This window comes from Xanthobacter albus (assembly GCF_043194895.2).
Taxonomy (GTDB): domain Bacteria; phylum Pseudomonadota; class Alphaproteobacteria; order Rhizobiales; family Xanthobacteraceae; genus Xanthobacter.
In genome coordinates, this window is sequence record NZ_CM195532.1 from 539,485 (window position 1) to 558,398 (window position 18,914).

General features: G+C 71.5%; 16 protein-coding genes. 11 read left to right on the forward strand and 5 right to left on the reverse strand.

Annotated features, from left to right (window positions below):
- Nucleotides 1–85 precede the first annotated feature (85 nt).
- The 9 genes from V5F75_RS02440 (at nt 86) to V5F75_RS02480 (ending at nt 8,665) form a co-directional block, all read left to right on the forward strand.
- Nucleotides 86–547 (forward strand): GNAT family N-acetyltransferase, encoded by a 462-nt coding sequence (locus tag V5F75_RS02440; protein WP_393988736.1) that lies wholly within the window; start codon nt 86–88, stop codon nt 545–547.
- Between the two features lie 5 nt (nt 548–552).
- Nucleotides 553–1,032: an RrF2 family transcriptional regulator gene (locus V5F75_RS02445; protein WP_394038097.1), complete on the forward strand. Its 480-nt coding sequence runs from the start codon at nt 553–555 to the stop codon at nt 1,030–1,032.
- Nucleotides 1,033–1,428: 396 nt separating this feature from the next.
- Nucleotides 1,429–2,637, forward strand: a complete 1,209-nt coding sequence (locus V5F75_RS02450) for an ABC transporter substrate-binding protein (RefSeq protein WP_394032934.1) — start codon at nt 1,429–1,431, stop codon at nt 2,635–2,637.
- An 11-nt stretch (nt 2,638–2,648) separates the two neighbouring features.
- Nucleotides 2,649–3,524 carry a branched-chain amino acid ABC transporter permease gene (locus tag V5F75_RS02455; RefSeq protein ID WP_394032935.1) on the forward strand — a complete coding sequence of 292 codons (876 nt, stop codon included), beginning with the start codon at nt 2,649–2,651 and terminating at the stop codon, nt 3,522–3,524.
- Between the two features lie 3 nt (nt 3,525–3,527).
- Nucleotides 3,528–4,562 (forward strand): branched-chain amino acid ABC transporter permease, encoded by a 1,035-nt coding sequence (locus tag V5F75_RS02460; protein ID WP_394032936.1) that lies wholly within the window; start codon nt 3,528–3,530, stop codon nt 4,560–4,562.
- A complete protein-coding gene (locus tag V5F75_RS02465; protein WP_394032937.1) occupies nt 4,559–5,302 on the forward strand; it encodes an ABC transporter ATP-binding protein in 744 nt (247 codons plus the stop codon). The genes V5F75_RS02460 and V5F75_RS02465 overlap by 4 nt, the downstream gene beginning before the upstream one ends.
- Entirely contained in the window at nt 5,295–6,089 is a 795-nt protein-coding gene (locus tag V5F75_RS02470; RefSeq protein WP_394032938.1) for an ABC transporter ATP-binding protein, read from the forward strand. The genes V5F75_RS02465 and V5F75_RS02470 overlap by 8 nt, the downstream gene beginning before the upstream one ends.
- A 40-nt stretch (nt 6,090–6,129) precedes the next feature.
- The gene (locus tag V5F75_RS02475; RefSeq protein ID WP_394032939.1) at nt 6,130–7,794 is read left to right on the forward strand and encodes an AMP-binding protein; all 1,665 of its coding nucleotides are present in this window, start codon (nt 6,130–6,132) and stop codon (nt 7,792–7,794) included.
- Nucleotides 7,795–7,858: 64 nt separating this feature from the next.
- Nucleotides 7,859–8,665 carry an enoyl-CoA hydratase/isomerase family protein gene (locus V5F75_RS02480; protein ID WP_394032940.1) on the forward strand — a complete coding sequence of 269 codons (807 nt, stop codon included), beginning with the start codon at nt 7,859–7,861 and terminating at the stop codon, nt 8,663–8,665.
- Between the two features lie 546 nt (nt 8,666–9,211).
- On the opposite strand, the gene V5F75_RS02485 is transcribed toward V5F75_RS02480, so the two are convergent.
- On the reverse strand, nt 9,212–10,852 hold the full coding sequence (locus V5F75_RS02485) for a SulP family inorganic anion transporter (RefSeq protein WP_394033623.1): 1,641 nt from the start codon (nt 10,850–10,852) through the stop codon (nt 9,212–9,214).
- Between the two features lie 347 nt (nt 10,853–11,199).
- Between V5F75_RS02485 and V5F75_RS02490 the strand changes: the two genes are divergently transcribed.
- Complete coding sequence (locus V5F75_RS02490; protein WP_394032941.1) at nt 11,200–11,853, forward strand: TetR/AcrR family transcriptional regulator; 654 nt, start codon at nt 11,200–11,202, stop codon at nt 11,851–11,853.
- 152 nt (nt 11,854–12,005) lie between these two features.
- The gene (locus V5F75_RS02495; protein ID WP_394032942.1) at nt 12,006–13,748 is read left to right on the forward strand and encodes an FUSC family protein; all 1,743 of its coding nucleotides are present in this window, start codon (nt 12,006–12,008) and stop codon (nt 13,746–13,748) included.
- A gap of 225 nt (nt 13,749–13,973) precedes the next feature.
- Here V5F75_RS02495 and V5F75_RS02500 read toward each other — a convergent pair whose 3' ends face one another.
- The 4 genes from V5F75_RS02500 to V5F75_RS02515 form a co-directional block, all read right to left on the reverse strand.
- The gene (locus V5F75_RS02500) at nt 13,974–15,131 is read right to left on the reverse strand and encodes a patatin-like phospholipase family protein (protein WP_394032943.1); all 1,158 of its coding nucleotides are present in this window, start codon (nt 15,129–15,131) and stop codon (nt 13,974–13,976) included.
- 227 nt (nt 15,132–15,358) lie between these two features.
- On the reverse strand, nt 15,359–16,108 hold the full coding sequence (locus V5F75_RS02505; RefSeq protein ID WP_394032944.1) for an acetoacetate decarboxylase: 750 nt from the start codon (nt 16,106–16,108) through the stop codon (nt 15,359–15,361).
- 229 nt (nt 16,109–16,337) lie between these two features.
- Nucleotides 16,338–17,357 carry a WD40 repeat domain-containing protein gene (locus V5F75_RS02510; protein ID WP_394032945.1) on the reverse strand — a complete coding sequence of 340 codons (1,020 nt, stop codon included), beginning with the start codon at nt 17,355–17,357 and terminating at the stop codon, nt 16,338–16,340.
- Nucleotides 17,358–17,607: 250 nt separating this feature from the next.
- On the reverse strand, nt 17,608–18,807 hold the full coding sequence (locus V5F75_RS02515) for an ABC transporter substrate-binding protein (protein ID WP_394032946.1): 1,200 nt from the start codon (nt 18,805–18,807) through the stop codon (nt 17,608–17,610).
- Nucleotides 18,808–18,914 lie beyond the last annotated feature (107 nt).

Genomic DNA, 18,914 nt, shown 5'->3' on the forward strand with positions numbered 1-18,914 from the left:
ATTATAGTACGAGTATACGAATAAAGGCACCCTGACAACCGCCTTCGGACACCCGACCCCAGCCATGGACCCGGAAAGGACGGCCATGCTCATCCGCGACGCCGAGGTGGCGGACGTGGCGCGCGTGATCGACATCGACGCGCGCATCACCGGCATCTCGAAGCCCGACCTCTGGTACGGCAAGTATTCCTCGGCCAAGTACCTGGCCCACGCCCGGCCATTCCTGGTGGCGCACGATGCCGAGCGCATCCTCGGCTATGTGCTGGGCGAGGTGCGCGAATGGGAGTTCGGCGCCCCGCCCTCCGGCTGGCTCTACGCCATCGGCGTGGACCCGGACGCGCGGCAGGAAGGGCTCGGCGCCCTGCTGTTCGAGGCGCTGCGGGTCCGTTTCCGCCAGCTCGGCATCCGCAAGGTGCGCACCATCCTGCATGTGGAGGACGACCTGCTGATGTCCTTCTTCCGCAGCCAGGGCATGATGGCCGGCCCCTTCATCGAGCTGGAGATGCTCACCTCGACCCCGCCGGCCGACCCGGCCGCATCCGCCTGACCGCCATGAAGCTGCATTATTCCACCTGGTACGCCATCTGGGCGGTGGTCGAGCTGGCGGCGCGGCCGGGCGAGCAGGTCTCGGCCAGCGAGCTGGCCGCGAAATACGGCATGTCCCAGCATCATCTCGCCAAGGTGCTGCGCACCCTGTCGCTGGCCGGCATCGTGGAATCCGTGCGCGGGCCCGGCGGCGGCTGCACCTTCACGGGCAACGCCAAGCGGCTCACCATGTACGATCTCATCCTCCTGCTCGAAGGGCACGAGGAGGCGCACCCGCCCGGCGGCGGCGCGCTGCCGCCCCTGGCGCGCGAGGTCAACAGGGTGCTCGACGAGATCGACCGCATCGCCTCCGCGACCCTGAAATCCGTGACCATCCAGACGCTCATCAACAACGGCCGCCGCCACGCCGCGGCGACGCCCGCGACACCTGCCGCGGGGGCGAGCGACGCGGGCTTCGCTCCGCCGCCCTGGATCGTCGACATCTGAGGCATCGGCCCGCGCGAACGCCGCGCGGGCCGGAAGCTCCTGTCGCCCCCATCGGCTAACAGCAATCGCTCCAGAGCATGAGGGACGCATTCCCTCACGCGGGCCGCCGACGCGGCGCCAAGCTCCCGGCCGGAGCCGGGCACGACCCAGGGCGACTGGCCACCCCGCCCGCACACTCGGCACCGAAGCAGCGGTTGCGAAGCGCCGCGCTCCAGCCCCTCCTCCTCATTCAGGCCCTGCGGCGCGCGAATTTGCATCTGCGAATACCAAAATTCGCTTGACAGATTTATGATAAAATCCATCTATTAAATTATAGTCGCCTGGACGATGCCGCCCGCCGCGCTGGCCGCATTCTCCAAGTGCTTGAATTGGCAGATCAATCAAGGCAGCCGTGGAATGTCCTCTGAAAAAAGCCGTGTTCTCGGGGGGCTGGCGCTGGGCCTCACCCTCGCCTGCCTCGCCACCGCGCCCGCCGCGGCGGCGCCCGAGCCCTTCCGCTTCGGCTATCTCACCGACGCGTCCGGCCCCATGCAGGGCACGTTCAAGGCGACCCTCGACGGGTTCCAGCTGTTCGTGGACCAGCTCAACAGGTCCGGCGGCGTCAATGGGCGCCCCTTCCAGATCGAGGTGCGCGACATCCAGAGCGACACCCAGCGCTCCGTGAACGCGGTGCAGGAGCTGGCGGCGGCGAACGTGCTCGCCATCCTCGGCCTCGCCGTCTCCAACACCCACGCGGCGGTCTACGCCTCGGCCGAGAAGCTGGGCCTGCCGGTGGTGGCCGCCTATCCCGCCAACATTCCCCTGGCGCTGCCGCCCGCCACCCCCAACGCCTTCGCCACCGGCCTCATCTTCTCCGTGACCGGCGAGGCCGCCGGCAAGTTCGCGCGGGAGATCGCGCCCAAGGGCAAGACGCTGGTGTGCCTCGGCTTCGAGTCGCCCGGCAGCATCCTGGCCTGCGAGGCCGCCACCAAATCCGCAGAGGCCAACGGTTTCACCAAGGTGGAGAGCATCATCGTGCCGCTCACCCAGCGCGACTTCCGCGGCGTGGTGGACAAGGTGATGGCCATCAACCCCGACGTGGTCACCGACTGCTTCGGCCGCGGCCACGTGGTGTCGCTGCTCCCGGCCCTGGGGGCTGCGGGCTATGACGGCGTCTATCTCAACATGGAATCCGGCATCGGCGTCGATGCCCTGCGCGACGCGGTGCGCGACGCGCCCGACCTCAAGCTCTACACCTACAGCCGCTACATCGTGGACGGCCAGGGCCCCGGCCCCCAGGCGGAAGCCCTGCGCGCCGCCGCCAAGTCCGCCGGCTTCAAGGAGCTTCTGACCTACCACGCCGCCGGCTGGACCCTGGGTCTGGTGGTGGCCGACGCCGCCGCCAAGTGCGGCGAGCCCTGCGACCGCGCCGCCTTCACCAAGGCGCTGGAGCAGGTTTCCGTGGACACCGGCGGGCTTTCCGGCGCGCCCGTCAAGTTCTCCGCCACCGACCATTACGGCAGCTCGGCCTACCGGCTCTACCGCTTCGACCATGAGAAGAAGAGCTTCTCTCCGGTCGGCGCGTGGCTGCCGGCCACCAGCGCGCCCGCCGTCGCCAAGAAGTGAGGCCGGCGCCGATGCTGTCGATCTCCTTCGCGCTGTCGACGCTCGGCATCGGCGTCGTCTACGCGATCCTCGCCCTGGCGGTCGTGTTCGTCTACCGGGCGAGCCGGGTGCTGGTATTCTGCGTCGGCGAGATCGGCGCGGTGGCGGCCTACGTGCTGCGCGACGGCTGGGCCCTGGCGGGCCCCGGCCTGCCGGGCTTCGCGGCCGGGCTCGCCGCCGCGCTGCTGGCCGCCGCCGCCATCGGCGCGGTGCTCTACCTGCTGGTGGAGCGGCTCAATCCCGGCAACGACCACTTCATCGGCACCATCATCACGGTGGCGGTGGGCGTGGTGCTGCTGGGGCTGCTGGCCGCCGGCTGGGGCGGCGAGATCTCCCGCCTGCCCATCCGCCTCGGCTTCACCACCGTGTTCGGCACGCGGGTGCCGCTGCTCACCCCCACCATCATCGCCATCGGCGCGGTGCTGCTGGTGGCGGTGCTGGTGCTGCTGCGCCACAGCGATTTCGGCATCGAGAGCCAGGCGCTCTCCTCCAACCGCAGCCTCGCCCGCCTGCGCGGCATCCCCGTGAACCGCCGGCTGCTCAGCATCTGGGTCCTGGCGGCGGTGTTCAGCGCCATCGGCGGCATGGCGTCGGCGGCCTTCTCCTCGGTCTCCATCGAGGGCGCCTCGGTGGGGCTCTCGGGCATCGTGGCCGCCATCATCGGCGGCCTCACCAATCCCGCCGGCGCGGTCATCGGCGCGCTCCTGCTGGCGCTGGCGGAAAACCTCACCACCGCGTGGTTCGATGCCCGCTACAGCCAGGTGGTGCCCATCCTGTCGCTGCTGGCGCTGCTCATCGTGCGCCCGCGCGGCATCGGCAACCGCGCCGAAAGCATCGAGAGGGTGTGAGCGATGTCCGCCGAACCCGCCGCCACCGTTTCCTTCGCCCCTTCGACGCCGGCCCCCGCCGCGCCGGCCGCCGCCCATGGATGGAGCACGCGCGCCGCCCTGTGGCCGGCGGCGGCCGCCGCCGGCATCGTGCTGCCGGTGCTGCTGGGGGATTATGCCCTGCATCTGGCCGTCTCCGGCGGCATCCTCGCCATCGGCGGCATGAGCCTCACGGTGCTCACCGGCACCGCCGGCCTGCTGTCCCTCGGCCAGGCCGCCTTCATGGCGGTGGGCGCCTTCACCGCCGCCCTGCTCGCCACCCAGCTCGGGCTCGGCCTGCTGCCCGCGGTGGCGGTGGCGGCGGCGCTGGGGCTGCTGCTGGGCGCGCTGCTGGCGCTGCTCACGCTGCGGGTGTCCGGCCTCTATCTCGCGGTCGCCACCTTCGGCTTCCATTATGTGGTGGAGATCGTCGCCAGCGACATCGAGATCAAGGTCACCCACGCCACCGGCTTCCTGCTGGAGCCGCCGGTGGTGCTCGGCCTCCCCATCGACACGCAGCTGCGCTGGTGGGGGCTGGTGCTGGCGGCGCTGGCGCTGGTGTGGGCGGGGCTCTCCTTCCTGCGCCGGGGCCACGTGGGCCGCGCCTGGACCTTCCTGCGCGAGGACCCGGCGGCGGCCACCGTGTTCGGCATCTCCCAGGTGCGGGCGCGCGCGGCGGTGTTCACCCTCACCTCCGCCATCACGGCGGCGGGCGGGGTGCTTTCCGCCTACCACCTCGGCAACGTGCAGGCCGGTAGCTATTCCCTGCACCTGGCGGTGGCCTTCCTCACCATCGTCGCCCTGGGCGGGCCGGGCAGCCTGCGCGGCGCCATCGTCGCCTCCTATGTGGTGCTGCTGCTGCCGGTGGCCATCGACGGGACGCTGCGGGCGCTCGCCATTCCCGCCGCCGCCCATGTGGCGGGCATCGAGAACATCGCGCTGGGCGCCATCCTGGCGGCGAGCCTGCTGAAGGCGCCGTCGCGGGTGCTGGCGTGGCTGCGGAAGGAGGGCGGGCGATGAGCTCCGGTCTTCTCCTCGGCCGCCTGGAGGTGGCCTATGGCCTGCGCCCGGCGGTCCGCGGCCTCGACCTGAAGGTGGAGGCGGGCGAGAGCGTGGCCCTGGTGGGCGCCAACGGCGCCGGCAAGACCACGACGCTGCTGGCGCTTTCCGGCGCCCTGCGCTCCGTCGCGCGGATTTCCGGCACCCAGCACTTCGAAGGCCGCCTTTTCCCGTGGGGGGACGTGCGGGCGCGCCTCGCCGCCGGCATCTCGCTGGTACCGGAGCGCGAGAAGGTGTTCCCGCTCCTCACCGTGCGCGAGAACCTGCGCATCGGCGCCGCCCGCGCCCGCGGCGACCGGGTGCGGCTCGACGACGTGCTCTCCTGGTTCCCGCGCCTCGGCGAGCGGCGGGAGACCCTGGCCGGCAACCTCTCCGGCGGCGAGCAGCAGATGCTGGCGCTGGGGGTGAGCCTGCTCGGCACCCCCCGCCTGATCCTGCTGGACGAGCCGACCCTCGGCCTCGCCGTGCCAATCATCGAGGATTTCTGCGCCAGCCTCCGGCGGCTGCGGGCCGAGCTGGGCCTCTCCGCGCTGGTGGCGGAATCCGACAGCAACTGGCTGCCGCACCTCGCCGACCGCGCGGTGGTGATCGACCGCGGCCGGCCCGTCGCCGACTTCGCGCGGCTGGACGAGGGCGACCTCGACGCCATCCACGACGTGATGCTCGGCCTCTCCCCCGCCAGCGAGGCCGCCCATGGCTGAAGCACCGCGCCTGTCCCTCCGCTCCGTCAGCCTGGAATTCGGCGGGGTCAGCGTCCTCGACCACATCACGCTCGATCTCGCGCCGGGCGAGGTGCTGGCCCTCATCGGCCCCAACGGGGCGGGCAAGTCGGCCCTGCTGAACTGCGTCAGCGGCATCTACCGGCCCTCCGCCGGCAGCAGCATCGCGGTGGACGGCGCGCGCATCGATCGCCTGCCCCCGCACGGCATCATCCGCGCGGGCGTGAGCCGCACCTTCCAGGGCATGCACCTCGTGGGCGGGCTGAGCGTGCTGGAAAACGTGCTGCTCGGCCTGGTGCCGCGCTTCCGCCTCGGCGCCTTCTCCTCCCTGCTCCTGCCGCTGCGGGCGCTGCGCGAGGAGCGGGAGAACACCGCCCGCGCGGCCGCCCTGCTGGAGCTCACCGGCCTCGCGGGCGCCGCGCACGAGCGCTGCGCCGACCTGCCGCTCGGCATCCTGCGCCGGGTGGACCTCGCCCGCGCGCTGGCCAGCGAGCCGGCGCTGCTGCTGCTCGACGAGCCGGCCTCTGGCCTCGCCCACGACGAGCGGCCGCTGATCGCGGAGATGATCGGCCTCGCCCGCTCCCGCAACGACCTCTCGGTGCTGTGGATCGAGCACGATCTCGACCTCGTGCTGTCGGTGGCCGAGCGGGCGGCGGTGCTGCACCACGGCGAGCTGATCCACCAGGGCGACCCGCGCCGGGAGGCCGGGCGCCGCCACATCATCGCCGCCTACAAGAACGGCCGGCAGGCCCAGGACCGGGCGGCCTGAGCGGGCCTGCCCGCCGCCGCATGATCGAGCTGAAGCACAGATGACCCTTCGAGATTCCTCCGCCTACCCCCACTCCCCCGACTGGCTGTCCTGGCAGGACCCGCCGGTGGAGGAGCGCTTCGAGCCCACCGCGCTGCTGCTCGACCGCCACGTGGCCGCCGGCGACGGCGGGCGCGTCGCGCTCTCGGTGGACGGGCGCCACCTGACCTATGCCGACCTGCTGGGCGAGGTGGAGCGCGCCGCCGCTGCCCTGGCCGCGGTGGAGCTGCGGCGCGGCGAGCGCCTCCTGATCTTCGGCAGCGACAGCCTGGAGTTCATCGCCTTCTGGCTGGGCGCGGTGCGCCTCGGCGCCGTGCCGGTGGTGGTCTCCGATGCCTACCGGGCGGAGAACCTCCTCTATTTCCTGGAGGATACCGACGCCGCCGTGCTGCTGATCGACGCCGAGCAGGCCGCCAAGCTCGACGCCATCGCCGCCCGCCTGCCGCAGACCCTGCGCCGGGTGCTGGTGCGCCCCGCCGACGCCGGAACCCCAGAGGTGAGCGCGGCCGGCGGCCCCCCGCGCCTGCGGCTCGACGCGCTGCTGGGCGAGGCGCATCCGCCGGTGGCGCCGGCACGGCCGCACCGCCACGACATCGCCTACATGTTCTATTCCGGCGGCACCACCGGCACGGCGAAGGGCATTCCCCATCTCGTGCACGACTTCCGCCTCATCCCCGAGCGGCAGGGCGCGTTCTGGTCCTACACGCCGGATGACGTGGTGCACGCGACCTCGAAGAAGTTCTTCACCCACGGCCTGTGGCCGGGCGTGCTGATCCCGCTCTACTGGGGCGCGCGGGCGGTCATCTCGCGGGCCCCGGCGGCGCCGGGCAACGTAATCGCCGTGGTGGAGCGCGAGCGGCCCACCAAGCTCATCACCGTGCCCACCATCGTGAAGAACCTCATCGCCCACGTGGAGGAAACCGGCCACACGCCCGATTTCTCCTCGGTGCGCCTCGCCATCACCGCCTCCGAGAAGGTGCCACCGGAGATCTTCGAGCGGTTCGGACAGGTATTCGGCGTGGAGCTGATGGATTCCATCGGCTCCTCGGAGGTGACCTACGAGTGGATCGCCAACCGGCCGGCGGAATTCCGGCGCGGCAGCCTGGGCAAGCCGGTGTTCGGCTTCGAGCTGCGCCTCGTGGACCGCGACGGCGCGCCCGTGACCGGGCCCGGCGTGGTGGGCGAGGCGGAGGTGCGCAGCACCACCGGCGCTCTCTTCTACTGGCGCAAGCTGGAGAAGTCGCTGGAGACCTTCCGCGGCGGCTGGGCCCGCACCGGGGACGAGCTTTATTACGACGAGGACGGCTTCTTCTGGTTCGCCGGCCGTTCCAACGACGTGTTCAAGGTGAAGGGCCTGTGGGTCTCCCCGGTGGAGATCGAGGCCGAGCTGACCGCCCACGCGGCGGTCTACGAGGCCGCCGTGGTGCCGGCGCCGGATGCCGACGGCCTCACCCAGGTGAGCGCCCATGTGGTGCTGCGGCCGGGGCACGCGGGCGGCCCGGCGCTGGAGGCGGAGCTGCGGGAACGGGTGCACCGCGCCCTCGGCGGCTACAAGGTGCCCCGCTTCATCACCTTCGCGGAGCGCCTGCCCCGCACCACCCTGCTGAAGATCGACCGCCGCACCCTGCGCGAGGCCGGCGCCGCGCCGGGGCCCGCCCAGGGCTGAGGCCGCGCGCGCACGCCCCGAAACCGAAGCCTCTACCGCCGGGGCCGACAACGAGGTCTCATCCATGCCCGCCGCCTACCCCTTCGCCGATCCGCGCCTTTCGGCCCTGGACGGCTTCCGCGTCGAGATCGACGAGGCCCAAGCCCGCGCCGACATCATCCTGGAGCGCCCGCCCTACAACGTCGTCTCCATGGCCCAGCGCGACCAGCTCCGCATCGCCTTCGAGACCCTGGACGAGGACGAGCGCGTGCGCGTCATCGTCGTGCGCGCCATCGGCGAGCATTTCTCCTCCGGCGGCAACATCAAGGGCTTCATGGAAGCCACCCCGGAGCACGTCTCCCGGCTCGCCTGGAACATCGCCGCCCCCGCCCGCGCCGCCAAGCCCGTGATCGCCGCCAACCGCGGCTATTGCTTCGGCGTCGGCTTCGAACTGTCGCTGGCGTGCGATTTCCGCATCGTCACCGACACCACCCAATACGCCCTGCCCGAGCAGAAGCTCGGCCAGATCCCCGGCTCCGGCGGCTCGGCCCGGCTGCAGAAGATGGTCGGCATCACCCGCACCAAGGACATCGTCATGCGCTCCAAGCGCATCAGCGCCGACGAGGCCCTGGCCTGGGGCATCGCCACCGAGAAGGTGGCCGACGCCGACCTGGAAAAGGCCACCGACGCCCTGGTGGCGGAGCTGGTCGCCTTCTCGCCCATCGCCCAGCGCACCGCCAAGAAGCTGCTGAACGACACCGAGGACTGCCCCCTGTCCATCGCCATCGAGCTGGAAGGCCACTGCTACAGCCGCCTGCGCCAGTCCCACGACTTCAACGAGGGCGTCGAAGCCTTCCACGAAAAGCGCAAGCCCGCCTTCACCGGGGGCTGAGGCCGCGCCCGTGGCGGGACCAGGCGGGCACGACGACCGGGCCTGCGGGCCCGGCCGCTCGCAACCGTGCGGCGCCGAAACCGTGCACCATCGCATGAGAGACGCGGACGCGCCGGAGCCGCATGCCATCGACCCCGGTCCTTGACCGGCGCGCGCAAGCCCGCCTTCACCGGAGGCTGAGCCCGGCCCCCATGACGGGACGCAGGGGGCACGGCGACCGCATCTGCGCGCCGCGGCCTCGCGACCGTGCGGGGCCGAAACCGTGCACCATCGCATGAGAGACGCGGACGCGCCGGAGCCGCATGCCATCGACCCCGGTCCTTGACCGGCGCGCGCAAGCCCCCTTCACCGGAGGCTGAGCCCGGCCCCCATGACGGGACGCAGGGGGGCACGGCGACCGCGTCGGCGCGCCGCGACCGCTCACGACCGTTCGGGGCCGAAACCGCACACCATCGCATGAGAGACGCGGACGCGCCGGGCGGCCTTCGCTCCAGCGCCGCGCGGGCTTGCCCAAGGGGCCGCGCGGCGGGTTCTCGCGCCCTGCCGTCAGCCGGCGGAGGGGGGCGCCGTGTCGCCCGGCGGGCCCACCGCCGCCACCGCGTCATCGACGCTGTAGCTGCAGCGCGCGGCGAGATCGCGGGCGCCGGCGGCCAGCAGCAGGTCGCGCACCCGGTCATGGGCGCGGGCGAGCTGCAGGCGCAGGCCGGCACCCGCCATGGCCGTATCCAGCTCCACCAGCGCCTCGAGCGCGGTGCTGTCCAGGTCGAAGCTCTCCTCCAGGCTCACCACCACCGCGGTCAGGCCGGCAATGGCGCGCGAGCGGGCGAGGATGAGGCCCAGGACCCGATCGGCATTGGCGAAGAACAGCGGCTGCGCCGGCCGCCAGATGGCGATGCCCGGCGGCGGGACGGCATCCGGGTGGCGTTCGATGTCCACATAATCATGGGTGGCGCCGAGCCGCCCCAGCCGCAGGACCTGCGGCGCCGCGAGCCGCCGCACCACCGCCGCCAGCGACAGGGCGATGGCCACCAGCATCCCGTCGAGGATGCCGAGCGTGAGCACCGCGGCCGCCGCCGCCAGCGCCACATATTGGTCGCGGCCGAGGGTCAAAAGCCGCGCGAACGGCGCCGGGTCCAGCGCGTGGACCAGGGCCGCGATCACCACCGCCGCCAGCACCGGCTCCGGCAGGTGAGCGACGAAGGTCCCGCCGAAGGCGACCAGGGCGGCGAGCCCCAGCGCGGTGACGATGGCGGTGGCGCGGGTGGCCCCGCCCGCCGCCTCGCTCGCATTGCCGGCGGAAAAGCCCGCGCCCACGGGCATGCCCTGCACCAGCGCCGCGGCGAGGTTGGCGAGGCCGAGGGCGGCGAGCTCGCGGTCCGCCTCCACCGGCTCGCCGTGGCGCAGCGCCATGGCGCGGATGGTGCCCCAGGATTCCGCGAACAGGATGAGCACCAGCGGCAGCGCGAACTGGGCGAGCTGCGAATACTCGGCCCAGGTCAGGGACGGCCACGCGGGCCACGCCGGCACGATGTCGATGGCCCCGACCACCGCCACCCCGCGCGCCGGCAGGTCGAGGGCCATGGAGGCCGCGACCCCGCCGGCGAGGACCAGCAGGGCGCCGGGGACGGCGGGAAAGCGCCGGAGCGCCAGCAGCGCCGCGAGGGCGCCGCCGCCGGTGGCCAGCGCGGCGAGATTCCAGCGCGGCAGCTCCCCCGCGAGCTGGACGAGGATGTGAACGAGATCGGTGGATTGCGGCTCAACCCCCACCATGTGCGGGAGCTGGCGGATGATGATGGTGACGGCGAGGCCGAACGCGAAGCCGCGCAGCACCGGGCGCGAGACGAAGCCGGTGAAGTTGCCCAGCCGCGCGAAGGCGGCGATCAGCAGGAAGGCGGCGGCGAACGCCACCATCACCGTGGTGGCCGCGACCTTGACGGCGCCCGAGCCGGGCAGCATCGCCAGCGTGGCCGCCAGGATGGCGGCGGAGGAGGAGGTGGGCGAGACGATGGCGAAACGGCTGCGGCCGGCGAGCCCATAGACCAGGCAGCCGGCGATGGCGGCGAAGATGCCCTGCTGCGGGGGCAGCCCGGCGATGCCCGCATAGGCCACCGCCTCGGGCAGCAGCAGGCCCGCGACGCAAAGCCCCGCTGTCAGGTCCCCCGCCCGCGCGCGTGGGATGGACGCCATGCCGTTCCCCATCACCTGCATTCCACCGGCCTCCAGCGCACCGGCGGGGCGGGCGGGCCCGGCCCCCGCGATGCGCGCCGGGGCGGGAAACATGGTCTCGCCGGCCGGCGCGCGCAAGGCGCGGGCGGTTCCCACGGGTGCGCGCCCTCCGGCACGCGCCATGCGCCGGGCGGACGGGAAGAACCGGATCTCCGCCGGCCGTGGGCCCGCGCGGCGCCCGCGTCCTTCGGCCGCCATGCGGCGGGGCATGGCGCCGCGCGGGCCCACGCCGCCTTGCAATCTCCGGTGGACCTCGCGCAGATGACGGAGGGGTCCATCGGGACCCGAAACGTCGCGGAGGGTGGAGCGTGGCCGGGGGCGGGCAGCAGGAGGAGGCGCGGCCGCGCACGCGCGGGCCGAGCCGGGAGAAGACGGCGCGCACGCGGGCGGCGATCATCGCGGCGGCCATGGCGGAGTTCCTGGAGCGCGGCTTCGCCGCCGCCACCATGGCCTCCATCGCGCGCCGGGCGGGCGTGGCGAAGGGCACCTCCTACCTCTATTTCGAGACCAAGGAAGCCCTGTTCGCCGGCATCGTCAGCGATGTCATCACCAATCCGCTGGGCGAGGCGGAGCAGCAGGAGATCGGCCCCGGCGAGAGCGTCGCCGCCTATATCAGGCGCACCCTGCTGCCGGTGATGGAGACCATCGAGCAGGGCGGGCGGGCGGCGGTGGCCCGGCTCGTCATCGCCGAGGGCGCGAAGTTCCCGTTCCTCATCGAGACCTACCGACGGGAGGTGTACGACCCCTTCCTCGCCCACCTCGGCGCCCTCGCCCGCCGCGCCCACGCGCGCGGCGAGGTGAAGGACGACACCCTGGCGCGCCACCCGCACCTGCTGGCGGCGCCGCTCTGGATCGGCGTGATCCACAACGGCGTCATCGACCCGCTCCACCGCGTGGACATCGCCGCGCTGTTCGCGGCGCAGATCACCTTGTGCTTCGGGCCGCCCGAAGGGGACGGATGAGGACCGGGGGGACGGCTGGACTTTAAATGAACATTAGGTCATTTTACGCCCCTCCCGAGGGACGCAGGACCAGCCTTCCAGACCGCCCGGACCCATCTGCCCATCATGACCCATCTCCCCCGCCCCGGCCGGCGGCGCGCGCGAGCGCGCGCATGACCACGCCCTCCGCCATCCGCCGGTTCATCATCGGCCTCTTCATCATCAACAGCCGGGAGACCGGCGCCTTGAGGAACGCGCTGCGCACGGGGATCACCTCCTCGGTGACGATCGTGACCGCCTGCGCGATCTTCGGCACCACCATCGGGCCCATGTCGCTGTTCGGCGCCATGCTGGCGCAATGGGAGAGCGGGCGCGCGCTGCTGGCGCGCATCAAGACCGGCCTGCTGGTGGGCAGCGCGATCACCCTCTCCATGGCGGTCGGCGTCCTCATCGCGCCGCTGCAATGGCTGGTGATCCCGGCCACGGTGGCCATCATCCTCGCCACCTCCACCGCCTATTACGCCTTCGTGCTCACCCGCGGGCCCGGCCCGCTCCACCTGTTCTACGCCGCCGCCATCGGCAGCTATTTCGGCCTGTTCGGCGATATCGGCTGGCACGCCGTGGGCATGACCGGCTTCGCCTGCCTCCTCACCGCCCTCCTCACCCTCGCGTTCCTGATCCCGGACCTGCACCGGCCGGAGAAGCAGGCGGTATTCGAGGCCGGCGAGGCGGTGGCGGCATTCGAGCGGGAGGCGGCGGCGCGGGCGGGCCTCGACCACGGGCTGCGGGTGCTGCGGCACCGCGCCTATTTCGCCGTCAACCGCGCCTGGCTCATGTTCCAGGACAATGCCATCGGCCCGCTGCGGATGCCGGCCCAGCGCGCCTTCACGGCCGCCATGCTCGACATCAACCGGCGGCTCGGCGCCGCCATCGCCGCCCGCGCCTTCCCCGGCGCGCGCCTCGTCCACATCGAGCCGGATACGCCGGCCATGCTCGGGCGGCCGAGCCTGTCCTACCTGTTCGCCCACGGCTTCCGCCGGCATTCCATCGCCTGGTTCACGGCCTGGCGGATCGGGCTCGCGGCGGGCATCTCGGGCGCGCTCACCCAGGGGCTCGCGCTGGGGCATCCCTATTGGGCGATCCTCACCTCCACCATCGTGCTGCACCTGTGGATCGGGCGCCTCGCCACCACCCGCCGGGCGATCCACCGGGCCGCCGGCACCGTGCTCGGCCTCGGCGTGGTGGCGCTGGTGGGGTTCGCCGATCCCGCGCCGTGGGTGCTGGTGGCGGTGATCGTCGCCTGCGTCATCGCCATGTGCATCACGCTCCCGCTCAACTATGCGGTGGCGATGATCTTCGTGACGCCCATGTCGCTGCTGTCCATCGAGGCGGCGACCGGCGGGCCCGTGCGCGACCTGATCCTCGACCGGCTGGTGGAGACCCTCATCGGCGCCGGCATCGCCGTGGCCGTGACCTGGGTGACGGGACTGCGCGCGCCGCGGCGCCTGGTACGCGACCAGTTCCGCCGCACGGTCACCGCCATCCGGCGCACCCTCGCGGTGATCGAGGCGGGCCGCGCGCTCGCGCCCGAGGGGCGCCGCGCCCGCGTGGAGCTGCTGTTCGAGCTGCAGTCCAACAATGCGGTGCTCACGCGCGCCACCGAGGAGGATGCGGCGCTGGAGCCCTGGCACGAGGCGGAGACCACCATCGGCGACCTCGGCTACCTGACGCTCGGCGCCTACTGGATCGCCAACCCCGGCGAATGCCTCTCGGCGCGGGCGGCGATGGCGCGCCTCGACGCCCTGATCGCCACCCTGGAGCCCCTCGACCGCGACGCCGACGACCCCGCCCGCATCGCCGCCGCGCTCTCGGACGCGCGTGACCTGCTGCTACAGCCCGCCGCCCGCGCCGCCTGAGACGGCGACAAGAAGCGCGGTGGCACATGGAGCGGGGACCGGGGCGGGCGAAGCCGCCCGGCGGGAACGGCGGATGCGCCGGGATGCGGGCGATGCCACCGGCCCCGGTCCTCGACCGACGCCAAGCGGCGCTTCACGCGCAGGCGGGTTTCGCACGGACACCGCGCGGACTTGACCGCGAGCCGGCAGGAACGGCCCGTGAGCGACGCCCACGGGCCGCCGGCGTCACTCGGACAGGCGGTGGATGTCGTGCACGACGATGCCGATGTCCTCGGGCTTCTTCAGCCATTCGCCCCGCTGCAGGGTCTTCACCGTATCCTCGTAGCCGGTCTGCCAGTGGTCGCGCATGGAGGCGTACGAGAATTCGTAGTCCTTCGACTCCTTCTCGTAGGTCTTCTCCTGGTAGATCAGGTGGCAGATGTTGACGGGACCCGAGGAGGCATAGTCGTCGATGAGCGCCCGGTCCTCCTCGGAGCGCAGCTGCTCGGGAATGCGCTGGAGCGCCTCGTAGAGCTTCTGGCGCAGCTCCTGCACGCGGCGGAACACATCGGTGGTGTAGCGGGTGCGGCTCGAATAGCCGATGTCCTTCTGCCGCTCGGAGACGTCGTACATGTCGCGCGGAAGCGCGCCGCGGGCGCTGAACAGGTCCACCTGGAACACCAGCGCGCTCGGATGGTCGGGCTGGTCGAGCAGGAACTGGAGCGGCGTGTTCGAGACGACGCCGCCGTCCCAATAGTATTCGCCGTCGATCTTGATGGCCGGGAAGCCGGGCGGCAGGGCACCGGAGGCCATGATGTGCTCCGGCACGATGACGGTTTCCCGGTTGTCGAAATAGATGAAATTGCCGGTGCGCACGTTCACGGCGCCCACCGAGAAGCGCTTGGCGCCGGAATTGATGAGATCGAAGTCCACCAGCTTCAGCAGCGTGTCACGCAGGGGCGAGGTGTCGTAGAGGGAGGTGGCGCCGGTGGCGCCGGCCGGCAGCAGCCAGGGGCTCGGCACGCGCGGGCGGAAGAAGCCGGGCTGGCCCTGCACGATGGTGAGCATGGCGCTCACCTGGTTGCGCCACTGGCGGAAGATGTCGCCTTCCGGCGCCCAGGGCGCGGCCTTGCGGGCGGAGACGGTCTCCCAGAACTCGCGCAGGCGCGGCACCCGGTTCTCGGGCGTGTTGCCGGCGATGATGGCCGAGTTGATGGCGCCGATGGAGACGCCGGAGATCCAGTTGGGCTCGCAGCCCACCTCGGCCAGCGCCTCGTAGACGCCGGCCTGGTAGGCGCCGAGCGCGCCGCCGCCCTGGAACACCAGGGCGATGCGGTCATACTGGTTGACGATGTCACACAGGTCGGGCGGCAAGAGCTTCTTGGCGCGCGGGCTTTCGGTCATGACCATCTGTCCTGGCATCGGGATGGAACGGCACTGCGGCGGTGGCGGCGGTCCATGCGCCGGTGCCCGCGGCAGCGTCTGGAGCATTCTCGAGCGAAGCCGGTCCCGGTTCGCGTTAAGGAAAATGCGTGGTCTCAAGAGCCTGGAGCAATTGCCGCGAGCCTGCGCGGGCGCCAAATGCTCCGAAAGGCGGGTGGCCGGCGCCCCGCACGGGCGCCGGCCGAGGCTCACTTCGCCGGCTCGGCGAGATAGTCGTAGATCACCGTGCCGAGGCCGAGGGTGAGGTCGGCCTTCAGGTGCACGGCGGAAAGCACCTCCAGCACCGGGAGCTGCGCGACGGTGCACAGAGCGTGGGGGAACAGGCCGAGGGCGGCCGGGCCCACCCAGCATTCCTTCAGCGTCACGTCCTCCAGGAAGTAGCGCACCAGCTCGCACACGCGGGGCGTGCCGTCCACGTGGGGGATGATCTTGAGCATGTAGTTGGGCGCGAGCAGGGAGGCGAGCACCTTCTCCTTGTCGGCGGCCACATGCTTGTAGCCCATGGTGCCCTGGGCGCAGAGCACGCTGCCGTAGTGGAGGGTGCCCACCAGGGTGTCCGTCTCCACCTCCAGCTTGGGGTTGGCGAACTTCTTGGGGAAGCCCCACAGCTCGCGGCCGCCGGCGATGGGCGCCTCGTCGTCCAGGTACATGGCGTGGACGTAGCCGCCCTCCACCCCGTTGAACTTCACGGGGATGACCTGTCCGGTCTCGGTATAGTCGCCGAAGCCGGTGGAGTCAGGCATGCGGATGAACTCGTACTTGACGATCGGCTCGACCACCTCGAGCGGCTCGGGCACCACCTTCGCCAGCGCCGCGGGATCGGTGCGGTAGGTGATGGTCATGAACTCGCGATTGATGAAGCGGTAGGGGCCCTTGGGAAACGAGGGGCTCGTGAGCGGCATCGAATAGGCGGTGCGGCGGACGTCGTCGATCTTCATCGGCGGAAATCTCCGGCTGCGCGGATCTCGCGGGTGCGAGAATGGCATCGCACGTTAGAGCGTTTTCGCGCGAAGTGGAAACCGGTTCGCATGAAGAAAACGCGTCAACTCAAGAATCTAGGGCATTTCCCCGATTCCGGGAAACAGGGAAATGCCCTAGCCAATAAAACCCGGCCGTGACACCCCCGCGACACGGATTCCGCGATGCGGCCAAATCGTTCCGCCCTCCTCAGAAGGCGAGCAGGCCGCCCTTCCCGGACGCGGTGCCGAACGCCACCGCCCCGCCCGCCGGATGCCACGCAAGGCCGCTCACCCGGTCGCCGCCGGCGGCATCGGTCGGCGCGCGCAGCAGGATCTCCGCGCCGTCGCCGATGCGCGCCATCATCACCATGCCGTCTTCGTAGCCGACCGCGAGCACCGGGTCCGAGGGGTGGGGCGCCACCATCGTCACGCGCGAGGCGGGGGAAGGCGCCAGCATGGTGGGCTGCTTGCCCATGGGCCCGTCCTTGGACTGGAACGGCCACAGGATCGCCTCGCCCGAGCCGGAAGAAGCGAGCCACTTGCCGTCGGCCGTGAAGGCGAAGGACTTCACCCGCGAGGGATAGCCGCTCATGCGCATGTGGGCGCCGTCCACCACCCGCCAGCCGTGCAGCGCCGGCTCCTGCATGGTGGTCACCACGAACCGCCCGTCCGGCGAGAAGACGACGCCGAGGTGGGAGCCCTTCCAGCCCAGCACCTCGGGCTTGGCCCCGGCGGCGTTGGGGAACCACAGCGTCACGCCGCCGTAATGGGCGATGGCGAGGCGCAGCCCCTTGGGCGCGAAGGCGAGGCCGCCCACGGTGGAAGGCGCCTCGAAGCTCTTCGGCTCCCCCTTCGGGCCCACCACGAAGGCGGTCTTGCCGGCGGAATAGGCCACCGCGCCGTCCGGCCCCAGGGCCACCCGGTCGATCCAGCGGCCCTTGTGCTCGGCCAGCACGCGGCTTTCCCCGCCGGCCAGGGTCTCCACCACCCGCCCGTCGTCGCCGCCGGTCACGAGGCGCGTGCCGTCGCCGACGGCGGCGAGGATGGCGCCGGCATGGGCCTCCACCGTCCGCGCCGCCGCGCCCTGGAGCACCACCTTGCCGCCGCCGGTGACGCAGGCCGGCGCCGCGCCGAGGAAGGCGACGGCGATGATCTCGCCATCGACGGAGAACGGCTGCACCTTGCCGGTGAGGCTGGAGGGGGCGGACGAGGTGGGCGCGGAGGACATGAGGGCGAAGCTCCGAAAACGCGACCGCCGCGCAGCGCCCCGCTCCGCCATCGCCCCCTGCGTCGACCGACACCGGAAGGATGACGCTGCGGCGCCGCACGGGCTGAACCAGGGCCCGCGAGTCGGGCGCGGGGCCTTGGTATTAGAGCATTTTCGAGCGAAGTGGATACCGGTTCGCGTGAAGAAAATGCCCGCGGTCAAAATCCGGAGCGCGTCGCGGACACGGCCGCGACGCGCGCTGGCGCGAGCCTCAGTGCCCCGCCACCAGCGGGCAGCCGCCCTCGGCGAGGGGCCGGAACGCCTCGTCGCCGGGGATGACGCGGATGAGCTTCAGATAGTCCCAGGGATACTTCTGCTCGGAGGGCGCCTTCACCTGGAGCAGATAGAGGTCGTGCACCATGCGCCCGTCCTCGCGGATGCGCCCGCCGTGGGAGAAGAAGTCGTCCACCGGGGTCGCCTTCATCTGCGCCGTCACCTTTTCGGTGTCGGTGGTGCCGGCGGCCTTCACCGCCTTCAGGTAATGCAGGATGGCGGAATAGGTGCCGGCCTGGCCCATGGTGGGCATGGCCTTGTGCCGCTCGTAGAAGCGCTTCGACCAGGCGCGGGTCTCGTCGTTCAGGTCCCAGTAGAAGCCCTGGGTGAGGATCAGCCCCTGGGCCACCTCGAGGCCGATGGCGTGGATGTCGGTGATGTGGAGGTAGAGCCCCGCCAGCTTCACGCCCGACTGGGGAATGCCGAACTCGTTGGCCTGCTTGATGGCGTTCACCTGGTCGGCGCCGGAATTGGCGAAGGCGATGAGCTTGGCGCCAGAGCCCTGGGCCTGGAGCAGGTAGGAGGAGAAATCGGTGGTGCCCTGGGGATGCTTCACCGCGCCCGCGATCTTGCCGCCGGCCTCGGTCACCGCCTTGGCGGTGTCGCGCTCCAGCGCCGCGCCGAAGGCGTAGTCGGCGGTCACGAAGAACCAGGGCCCGTCCTTGGCCAGCGACTTTCCGGTGCCGGCGGCCAGGGCGTAGGTGTCATAGGTCCAGTGGATGCCGGTGGGGGCGCAGGCCTTGCCCGTGAAGTCCGACGAGCCGCCGGTGGAGGCCAGCACCAGCTTGTTCTTGCGCCGGCCGATCTCCTGCACCGCCAGCAGCACGGAGGAGGTGGGGATGTCGGCGATCACCTCCACCCCGTCCTCGTCGATCCAGCGGTTCACCAGGGCGGCGCCCACGTCCGGCTTGTTCTGGTGGTCGCCGGCCACGATCTCGATGGGACGGCCGAGCACGCTGCCGCCGAAATCCTCCACCGCCATCTGCGCGGCGATGACCGAGCCGGGGCCCGCCATGTCCGCATAGATGCCCGACTGGTCGTTGAGCACGCCGATCTTGAGCGGCGCCGGGGGCGGCTCGGCGCGGGCGGCGGGGGCGGCAAGGCCGAGGACGGCGGCGAGAAGGACGACAGCGCGCATGAAGGGCTCCGAGGGACGGTTCGGGCGCCTCCTTAGACAACATCGTCGAGTGATTCAATTTATTTTACGTCACACTTTGATGTTTTACATATTTAACATATAAGTAT

Bases quoted from the DNA above. Each gene is read 5' to 3' on its own strand.
- V5F75_RS02440 (WP_393988736.1), top strand. From the start codon at position 86: ATGCTCATCCGCGACGCCGAGGTGGCGGACGTGGCGCGCGTGATCGAC.
- V5F75_RS02505 (WP_394032944.1), bottom strand. From the start codon at position 16,108: ATGAAGATCGACGACGTCCGCCGCACCGCCTATTCGATGCCGCTCACG.
- V5F75_RS02485 (WP_394033623.1), bottom strand. From the start codon at position 10,852: ATGGCGTCCATCCCACGCGCGCGGGCGGGGGACCTGACAGCGGGGCTT.
- V5F75_RS02475 (WP_394032939.1), top strand. From the start codon at position 6,130: ATGACCCTTCGAGATTCCTCCGCCTACCCCCACTCCCCCGACTGGCTG.
- V5F75_RS02445 (WP_394038097.1), top strand. From the start codon at position 553: ATGAAGCTGCATTATTCCACCTGGTACGCCATCTGGGCGGTGGTCGAG.
- V5F75_RS02510 (WP_394032945.1), bottom strand. From the start codon at position 17,357: ATGTCCTCCGCGCCCACCTCGTCCGCCCCCTCCAGCCTCACCGGCAAG.
- V5F75_RS02500 (WP_394032943.1), bottom strand. From the start codon at position 15,131: ATGACCGAAAGCCCGCGCGCCAAGAAGCTCTTGCCGCCCGACCTGTGT.
- V5F75_RS02465 (WP_394032937.1), top strand. From the start codon at position 4,559: ATGAGCTCCGGTCTTCTCCTCGGCCGCCTGGAGGTGGCCTATGGCCTG.
- V5F75_RS02480 (WP_394032940.1), top strand. From the start codon at position 7,859: ATGCCCGCCGCCTACCCCTTCGCCGATCCGCGCCTTTCGGCCCTGGAC.
- V5F75_RS02460 (WP_394032936.1), top strand. From the start codon at position 3,528: ATGTCCGCCGAACCCGCCGCCACCGTTTCCTTCGCCCCTTCGACGCCG.
- V5F75_RS02470 (WP_394032938.1), top strand. From the start codon at position 5,295: ATGGCTGAAGCACCGCGCCTGTCCCTCCGCTCCGTCAGCCTGGAATTC.
- V5F75_RS02495 (WP_394032942.1), top strand. From the start codon at position 12,006: ATGACCACGCCCTCCGCCATCCGCCGGTTCATCATCGGCCTCTTCATC.
- V5F75_RS02515 (WP_394032946.1), bottom strand. From the start codon at position 18,807: ATGCGCGCTGTCGTCCTTCTCGCCGCCGTCCTCGGCCTTGCCGCCCCC.
- V5F75_RS02455 (WP_394032935.1), top strand. From the start codon at position 2,649: ATGCTGTCGATCTCCTTCGCGCTGTCGACGCTCGGCATCGGCGTCGTC.
- V5F75_RS02450 (WP_394032934.1), top strand. From the start codon at position 1,429: ATGTCCTCTGAAAAAAGCCGTGTTCTCGGGGGGCTGGCGCTGGGCCTC.